The sequence below is a fragment of the Mesorhizobium sp. WSM4848 genome (assembly GCF_055811375.1).
Map to the genome: position 1 here is coordinate 86171 of NZ_JBVVPX010000031.1, position 7356 is coordinate 93526.

At 63.9% G+C, this 7356-nt stretch carries 10 protein-coding genes; 5 read left to right on the forward strand and 5 right to left on the reverse strand.

Annotated elements, in window-relative coordinates; all coding sequences use genetic code 11:
- Window positions 1–83: 83 nt before the first annotated feature.
- The 5 genes from AC0L16_RS24755 to AC0L16_RS24775 form a co-directional block, all read right to left on the reverse strand.
- Window positions 84–494 carry a nuclear transport factor 2 family protein gene (locus AC0L16_RS24755; RefSeq protein ID WP_473623857.1) on the reverse strand — a complete coding sequence of 137 codons (411 nt, stop codon included), beginning with the start codon at window positions 492–494 and terminating at the stop codon, window positions 84–86.
- 9 nt (window positions 495–503) lie between these two features.
- Window positions 504–1148 (reverse strand): carbonic anhydrase, encoded by a 645-nt coding sequence (locus tag AC0L16_RS24760; RefSeq protein ID WP_473623858.1) that lies wholly within the window; start codon window positions 1146–1148, stop codon window positions 504–506.
- Between the two features lie 273 nt (window positions 1149–1421).
- Entirely contained in the window at window positions 1422–2177 is a 756-nt protein-coding gene (locus tag AC0L16_RS24765) for a DUF429 domain-containing protein (protein ID WP_473623860.1), read from the reverse strand.
- Complete coding sequence (gene pdxY, locus AC0L16_RS24770) at window positions 2174–3058, reverse strand: pyridoxal kinase PdxY (protein ID WP_473623862.1); 885 nt, start codon at window positions 3056–3058, stop codon at window positions 2174–2176. The genes AC0L16_RS24765 and pdxY overlap by 4 nt, the downstream gene beginning before the upstream one ends.
- 7 nt (window positions 3059–3065) lie before the next feature.
- On the reverse strand, window positions 3066–3308 hold the full coding sequence (locus tag AC0L16_RS24775; protein WP_473623863.1) for a hypothetical protein: 243 nt from the start codon (window positions 3306–3308) through the stop codon (window positions 3066–3068).
- A 161-nt stretch (window positions 3309–3469) separates the two neighbouring features.
- Between AC0L16_RS24775 and AC0L16_RS24780 the strand changes: the two genes are divergently transcribed.
- From AC0L16_RS24780 to ppa, 5 genes are all read left to right on the forward strand, one after another.
- The gene (locus tag AC0L16_RS24780) at window positions 3470–4102 is read left to right on the forward strand and encodes a LemA family protein (protein ID WP_473623865.1); all 633 of its coding nucleotides are present in this window, start codon (window positions 3470–3472) and stop codon (window positions 4100–4102) included.
- Between the two features lie 10 nt (window positions 4103–4112).
- Complete coding sequence (locus AC0L16_RS24785; RefSeq protein WP_473623866.1) at window positions 4113–4955, forward strand: TPM domain-containing protein; 843 nt, start codon at window positions 4113–4115, stop codon at window positions 4953–4955.
- An 8-nt stretch (window positions 4956–4963) separates the two neighbouring features.
- The gene (locus tag AC0L16_RS24790; RefSeq protein WP_473623867.1) at window positions 4964–5602 is read left to right on the forward strand and encodes a TPM domain-containing protein; all 639 of its coding nucleotides are present in this window, start codon (window positions 4964–4966) and stop codon (window positions 5600–5602) included.
- A gap of 341 nt (window positions 5603–5943) precedes the next feature.
- Complete coding sequence (locus AC0L16_RS24795; protein ID WP_292206886.1) at window positions 5944–6450, forward strand: GNAT family N-acetyltransferase; 507 nt, start codon at window positions 5944–5946, stop codon at window positions 6448–6450.
- Window positions 6451–6562: 112 nt separating this feature from the next.
- Complete coding sequence (gene ppa, locus AC0L16_RS24800) at window positions 6563–7096, forward strand: inorganic diphosphatase (RefSeq protein WP_023800478.1); 534 nt, start codon at window positions 6563–6565, stop codon at window positions 7094–7096.
- Window positions 7097–7356: the final 260 nt, after the last annotated feature.

Here is a 7356-nt window from a genome sequence, read left to right on the forward strand (position 1 = left end):
AGGGGGCTTTCGCTGAGTGGCGGGATGAGGCGGATCGTCACCGATGTAAGGCGCGGCCTTGCCGCACGCAATATCGCGGCTGGTCAGTAGCTGTCGCAGTTTTCCGCGATCGCCGCCTGCGAGCTGGCAGTGATGCGGTTGTCGGCGATCGCGAAGGTTTCCTGCATAAGCACGTCGTTGTTGGGGAAATCATAACAGGCGATCACAGTGGTGACGCCGCCTTCGGTCTTCTCGATCCGATGCCGGATTTCAGCCCCGGCGACAGCGCCCTCCCAGTCGTCGATGGAGGCGATGAATTCCTGCTTGGTCTGGACGACGCCGAGATCGTCGAGTTTTATCCGGACGTCGTCGGCAAGCAGGTCCGACAATTCGGTGCGATCGGCGACCAGCAGCGCCGCATACCAGCGGCCGATGAGCGCGCCGTCATCGGCGTGGGCGGATATGGCTGAAAACAGCAGCGCCGCTGCGGCCAAAGCGATCGAACGGCATGCCATGCAACCCTCCTACGTCATCTCCGGCCGCTCGAAGTCGCCGGTGTCCTTGTTCATCACCCAGAGCTCGCCGGTCGAGATGTCGAACCAGGCGCCGTGCAGCGACAGCCGTCCCTTGCCTTCCAGGATCGAGACGCAGGGGAAGGTCCTGAGATTGGCGATCGAATAGCGGATCGAGATGCGCTCGAGCGCGGTCTGCCGCTCGGTCGCCGTCATGAAGGTGCTGGACGACACGGTCTCGGCCGCCGGCGCAATCAGGCTCATCCACTTGCCGATGAAGTCGCCGGGCGACAGGGGCACTGCCGCGGGGTCGAGTGCGGCGCGGATGCCGCCGCAGCGGCCATGGCCCATCACCACGATGTTTTTGACCTTGAGGCTCTGCACGGCGAACTCGAGCGCCGCCGAGGTCGAGTGGAACTGGTCGTCGGGCGCATAGGGCGGCACTAGATTGCCGACATTGCGCAGCACGAAGAGTTCGCCGGGGCCAGCGTCGAAGATCGCCTCGGGAGCCGCGCGGGAGTCGCAGCAAGCAATGATCATCGTTTCGGGGGCCTGGCCCTCGCGAGCAAGCGAGCGATAGCGTCCGCTTTCGGCGAGATAGCGGCCGTTCATGAAATTGCGATAGCCGGTGAGCAGATGGTCAGGGAGATGAGGCATCGGCGATGTCTGGAGCCTTTCGGGGTTAGGCGGCAGCTCTTTTAGGTCAGGAAGGCTCTAACGGCAAAAGCCGGTCGCGAGCAATGCTGAATCGCGGATGGCTGCAATTGCCATGCTGGAAGGCCCCCTCATCCGGCCTCCGCTTCGCTACGGCCACCTTCTCCCCGAGGGGAGAAGAGCTCGCAGGCGCCGGTGCCAGCCTCTTCTCCCCAGCGGGGAGAAGGGGGCCTCCGCCCAATGCGATTGTCTCGCCGATAGACGGGGCGAAGAAATTCATGCCCAAGTGGCGACAGAAATGCCAAAACGGTCGGCGAGCGGCGGATCCGGAAACGGCCTTGCCTCGCCGTTGGCGATGCGGCCGGCGATCAGCATCATCGCTGCGGCGTCGAGAAAGTCGTCGGCAGCAGCGCCTGGCGGCGGCGTCCGGTCGAGAAAGCCCCTGACATAACCGTGCCGGCAAAGCAGCGCCTTGCGTTCCGCCATGCCAGCCGGGTTGACGGCGCCCTTGATCTTCTTCGGCAGGCGCATCGCCTGATCGTCGTTCAGCCGGCAGAAGGCGACTTCCGGATGCGATTCGAAGACGCGGCCGCGCAGTTCGGGACGCGCGATCAGCACGGCATCGATCTCGCGGATCTTGGCAAAGATGCCAAAAGCCTGGATCGAGACGCCGCGCGGCGGATCGGACGTCGCCTTGGCCACTTCGCTTGCCTGGCGATGCGCGGCATGCCAGGCCTCGATCGTGGTGAAGCCATCCGTATGCGCGTAAAGCGCCGCACGCGAGGGGATGGCAAAGACACTGGATTGCCTGTTGCCGAGCATCGGCCGCACCAGCGCTTCGGGCCCGCGGCCGCCCTTTTGCGAAACATCGGGCAGGCCGATCGGCATGTCGACGGCGACTGTCGCATCGGCCGGCAATGCGTCGAGCAGTGCTGCGAAGCTTGGAAAAACGGCTACCGAGGGTGCTGCGCCCGGATCGCGGCGAACGGCGATCCAGCCGGCCTTGCAGCCATCGACGCCGACGACAGTCACGCTCTTTTGTCCCGCCCCGGATGCAGGAGATGGCGAAGCTGCACCATCGCCATCGGGTGCGACAGGCTCTGTGCGTCGGTTTCGAGCTGCAACTCGTCGCCGCCGCGCTTGGCGGTGCGCGCCAGGATCTCGTAGACCGCCGCCGTGGTCGACTGCAGTGCCTTGATCGCCGGCTGGCCGGACAGGATGCGCGCCAGATAGACGGCCGCCGTCAGGTCGCCGAGCCCATTGGGCGGCTTGTCGATGAGGCGATGTTCGGCGAGCAGCGCCTGGTTGCCGTTGAGCAGCAGATTGCCGGTGCCGCCGGCCATCATCGCTGGCGCGGAAGTGACCAGCATGGTCGACGGCCCGGCATGAAGGGCGGCCGCCATCACCGCTTTCAGGTCGGGCAGCGGCGCTTCCGCCATCCATTCCAGCTCGTAGCGATTGGGCGTGGCGATGTCGGCGATCGGCATCAGCCGGTCGCGCATGGCAATGGCGGTGGTCTCCGGCACAAAGAGCCCGCCCGAATCGCCCATCACCGGATCGCAGATATAGACGGCGTCCGGCGTCTTCGCCTTGACCGCGCCGACCAGCGAGGCGACGGCGTCGGCCTGGCCGCCTTCGCCGAGGTAGCCGGACAGCACCGCGCCGACCTCGCCCAGCCATGGCGCGCGCTCGAGATCGGCCATCAGCGCCTTGAATTGATCGAGCGGCGGCACGATGCGCGTCGCCCGCCCATGGCCCGGATGCCAGGGCAGGATGACGGTCGGCACCGCCCACACCGGAAAGCCCAGCGTCTCCAGCGCAAAGACCGCGGCGCGGTTGCCGACCGAGCCGCGCGCGACATGGCTGGAAATGACGATGACCGCGCGCGGCGCGTCGTGTTCTTCGGTGCTCACGAGGTTCCTAACTTTGGCTGACGAAAACCACGAGCCAGATCAACAGGCCAATGGCGATAATGAGCCCCAGCGCCCGGCCAATGCGCGTGCCCCAATATTCGATCGGGTCCGCCCGGTCGGCGTCTGCAGCAGTGACGTGATCGCGCGCGCCCTTGGCGGTCCGCGCAATGAACGAGGCCGGGTCGGTTTCACTTGCCACGCGCTCGATGATGCGGCGCGATTCGTCGTCGCTGTCCTGGCGTTCCGCCATGGCGATGCCCTGTTTTCGCGGCGACTTTAACCTGTTCGCCCGGCCAATTACAGGGCCTGGCAGTGAATGATAAAGCACCAGTAAGGTCCCCCCGGAGGTCATGTTCTCGCGCACGGATTGTGGTAATGCTTCGCCTGTCAGTCTTATCGAGGGATCTTTCCATGCTTGCCCTTTCTTCCCCTTTCGTCTTCCGCAATCTGCCTGCCTTGCTGATGATGGCGATCGTGCTGCCGCTGCTGGCCGGCTGCGGCTACAACACCATCCCGACGGCGGAGGAAAACGCCAAGGCCGCATGGAGCCAGGTGCTTAACCAGTACCAGCGCCGCGCCGATCTCATTCCCAACCTGGTCGAGACGGTCAAGGGTTATGCGGCGCATGAGAAGGATACGCTCGATGCCGTGGTCGAGGCGCGTGCCAAGGCGACGCAGGTGACGGTGACGCCCGACACGCTGAGCGATCCGGAAGCGGTCAAGAGATTCCAGGACAGTCAAGCTGGCCTGACCAGCGCGCTGTCGCGGTTGCTGGCAGTGGTGGAGAATTATCCCGACCTCAAGGCCAACCAGAATTTTCTGGCGCTGCAGGCGCAGCTCGAAGGCACCGAGAACCGCATCTCGGTCGCCCGCCGCGACTATATCGAAGCGGTGCGGGAGTATAATCTGACGCTGAGGACCTTCCCGTCGGTGATTTGGGCGACCCTGTGGTTCCGCGACAATCAGCCGTTCGCCAATTTCACCATCGAGGAGGACAAGATGCAGACGCCGAAGGTCGATTTCGGCACGCAGCAGGGCGGGTGACGAGCAGCTGGTGAGCGTGGTCCCTATCAGCCTTGCACGGAACGCCAGCCTGGCATTCCTGTTCATCGCCCTAAGCCTTCTCTTCTTCCCGCTCGCCACACTTGCCGCCGAATTGCCTGCCCTGACCGGGCGGGTTGTCGACAATGCCGGTATCATCGATGCCGCGACCGAGGCGGCGCTGACCCGGAAGCTTGCCGATTTCGAGGCCAAGAGCTCTGACCAGATCGTCGTCGCGACGCTTCCTAGCCTCGACGGCGAGGAGATCGAGCCCTACGCCAACCGGCTGTTCCGCGCCTGGGGGCTCGGCCAGGCCGGCGAGGACAATGGCGTGCTTTTGCTGGTCGCCAGCAACGACCGCAAGATGCGCATCGAGGTCGGCTACGGGCTGGAAGGCACGCTGACCGACCTGCACACCAGCCTGATCATCGAAAACGACATGGTGCCGGCCTTCCGCGCCGGCGATTTCTCCGGCGGCATAGCCAAGGCTGTCGACGACATGGTCATGGTGCTGGAAGGCAATCCGGAAGAGCTGGAAGCGCGCGGGACCCGCAACCAGCAGCCGCCATTCAACACCGACGATCTGTTCTTTGCGATCTTCATAAGCATCTGGGCGATCATCTTCTTCGGCAGCATCGCCGCCTCCATCCTGCCGCCGATCTTCGGCCGGAAGATCGGCCCTGGCCGTTATCGCTGGCTGGGCATGACGTTCGAGCCGGGCCGGCAATCATCTGGCGGCTGGTCGGGAAGTTCCGGCGGGGGAGGCTGGTCGTCGGGCGGAGGAGGCTCAGGCGGTGGCGGGTTTTCGGGCGGCGGCGGCTCGTCCGGTGGCGGCGGTTCTTCAGGAAGCTGGTGAGACACAACATGGCAACTCGACCGATCAGCCGCGAGGACCATGACCGCATCGCCAAAGCGATCCGCGTCGCCGAATCAAAGACCGACGGCGAAATCTACTGCGTGGTTGCCTATGCCAGCGACGGCTATTTCTTTCCGGCCGCCTTCATGGCCACGCTGGCGATGCTCGTCGTCAGCCTCGCCGTGAGTTACGGGCTGGAAGCGTGGTGGCTGTCGATCCGCTTGCCGCATTTCGTCATTGCCCAGCTTCTGGCGATGGCCTCGATGCTTGTGCTGTTGTGGGCGCTGCCCGGATTGCGCATCCACCTGGTGCCGAGGCGGCTGCGCTACCTGGCCGCGCACGCCAATGCGCTAAAACAGTTCCTCGCCCGCAACGTCCATCGCACCGCGGCGCGCACCGGCGTGCTGGTCTTCGTCTCCATTGCCGAGCACTACGCCGAAGTGATCGCCGACAGCGGCATCGACAGTCGTGTCGGCCAGCATGTCTGGGACGGCATCGTCCGCGACCTTACCGCGCATGCAAGCGATGATCGTCTCGCCGACGGCTTCATCAAGGCGATCGAAGCGACGGGTGCGGTGCTGGCCGAGCATTTCCCGGTTTCTTCCGGCGACAGCAACGAGCTAGACGACCATCTGGTCGAAATCTAAGAGCCTGCCTGCAAACGCTACTCTGCCGCACGACTGACGCGATTTTCTGCGCTTCCGATGCTCGCGGACTTAGCGCATGACCCCGGAAGCCGAAATCGGTTCCGGAAAGGATCATGCGCAATTAAAAAGCGTTAGAGCGTCCTATGCGCGTCCAATTGGACGCGCGGCGCTCTAATGTCCGCTGCGCTTCGGTTCTCGAAACCCGCGCCATTCGCCTCGGCGGAGCGCGTTTTCAGACAGGCTCTTTCGTGTCGCAGGCACGTCTATCGTCTGTGCGAAAGCTTGGGAGCCGCTGACCGGACTCTTGCAATCGGGCGATGCGGGTTTATGGTTAACCAATCATGAAGACGCTGAGCATCGACATCAGGAAAGCCGAGCCGCGCGACGCAAGCGCCATCGCCGACGTGCATCTGCTGGCCTGGCGCGGCGCCTACTCCGGCATCATCCCGCATCGCACGCTGACATCGATGATCAACCGCCGCGGCGCCGACTGGTGGGCGAACGCTATCCGTCGTGCCGCCACAGTTCTGGTCGTCGAGATCGGCGGCAAGGTCGCCGGCTACGCCACGATCGGCAGGAACCGCGCCCGCGAGCTCAAGCAGCAGGGCGAGATCTACGAACTTTACGTGCGCCCGGAATATCAGGGCATCGGGCTCGGCAGCCGGCTATTCTCAGCCGCACGGGCGCGGCTGGCGGACCACGGCCTGAAAGGTATGGTCGTGTGGGCGCTGGAAGACAACCAGAGCGCGCTCACCTTCTATGCCGGCGCCGGCGGCCGCGATGTCGCCGAGGGCGTCGAGGTTTTTGAGCAGAAGGCTCTGAAGAAGGTCGCCTTCGTCTGGGAATGACGGCTCGACACGCTTCTCGCTAACACCGTCAGCTGCTTTCAGTACCATTCGCCGCATTGCACCATGCGCCGCTGCCCGCTATCGGTCTCCAATCGAAAGAGGGATAAAAGCCATGCGTATCGAAGCCATCGCCATCGGAAAGAACCCGCCGGAGGACATCAACGTCATCATCGAGGTGCCGATCGGCGGCGAGCCGATCAAGTACGAGATGGACAAGGAGGCCGGCACGCTGTTCGTCGACCGCTTCCTGCACACCTCGATGCGCTATCCCGGCAATTACGGCTTCGTGCCGCACACGCTGTCGGGTGACGGCGACCCGATAGACGTACTGGTCTGCAACACGCGCGCGCTGGTGCCGGGCTGCGTCATCAATGTGCGGCCGATCGGCGTGCTGGTGATGGAGGACAATTCCGGCCTCGACGAAAAGATCATCGCGGTGCCTTCGCCCAAGCTGACGCTGCGCTACGAGAACGTCACCGAATACACGCACCTGCCCGACATCACCCGCCAACAGGTGCAGCATTTCTTCGAGCACTACAAGGATCTCGAACCCGGCAAATGGGTCAAGATCGAGGGTTGGCACGACGCCGCCTACGCCAAGAAGATGATCGTCGAGGCGATCGAACGGGCCAAGGCAAGCAAGTAGCCGAAGGCCTGAAGTTCACCGAATGGGCTGTCGCAACCGGTTGAGGTTGGCCGAAGCCCCTCGGATGGCTTCGTCATCCTGGGGCGGAGCAAGGAGCGTGGCGACGCAGCGCAGACCCCTGGATCCATGCCGTGACGTCAAAGCGCCGCAACGGTGCAGAATTCTGGTCCGCTGCGCACTTAGCCCGTCTTCGCCGATTGAGCCGATTTTGAAGGGACCGAATCAATAGAATCAGAGTGTTAGACTAAAAGGTCTTCACT

Excerpts from the sequence above, each read along its gene's own strand:
- AC0L16_RS24755 (WP_473623857.1), bottom strand. The coding sequence starts at position 494 with ATGGCATGCCGTTCGATCGCTTTGGCCGCAGCGGCGCTGCTGTTTTCA.
- AC0L16_RS24760 (WP_473623858.1), bottom strand. The coding sequence starts at position 1,148 with ATGCCTCATCTCCCTGACCATCTGCTCACCGGCTATCGCAATTTCATG.
- AC0L16_RS24775 (WP_473623863.1), bottom strand. The coding sequence starts at position 3,308 with ATGGCGGAACGCCAGGACAGCGACGACGAATCGCGCCGCATCATCGAG.
- AC0L16_RS24780 (WP_473623865.1), top strand. The coding sequence starts at position 3,470 with ATGCTTGCCCTTTCTTCCCCTTTCGTCTTCCGCAATCTGCCTGCCTTG.
- AC0L16_RS24790 (WP_473623867.1), top strand. The coding sequence starts at position 4,964 with ATGGCAACTCGACCGATCAGCCGCGAGGACCATGACCGCATCGCCAAA.
- AC0L16_RS24795 (WP_292206886.1), top strand. The coding sequence starts at position 5,944 with ATGAAGACGCTGAGCATCGACATCAGGAAAGCCGAGCCGCGCGACGCA.
- ppa (WP_023800478.1), top strand. The coding sequence starts at position 6,563 with ATGCGTATCGAAGCCATCGCCATCGGAAAGAACCCGCCGGAGGACATC.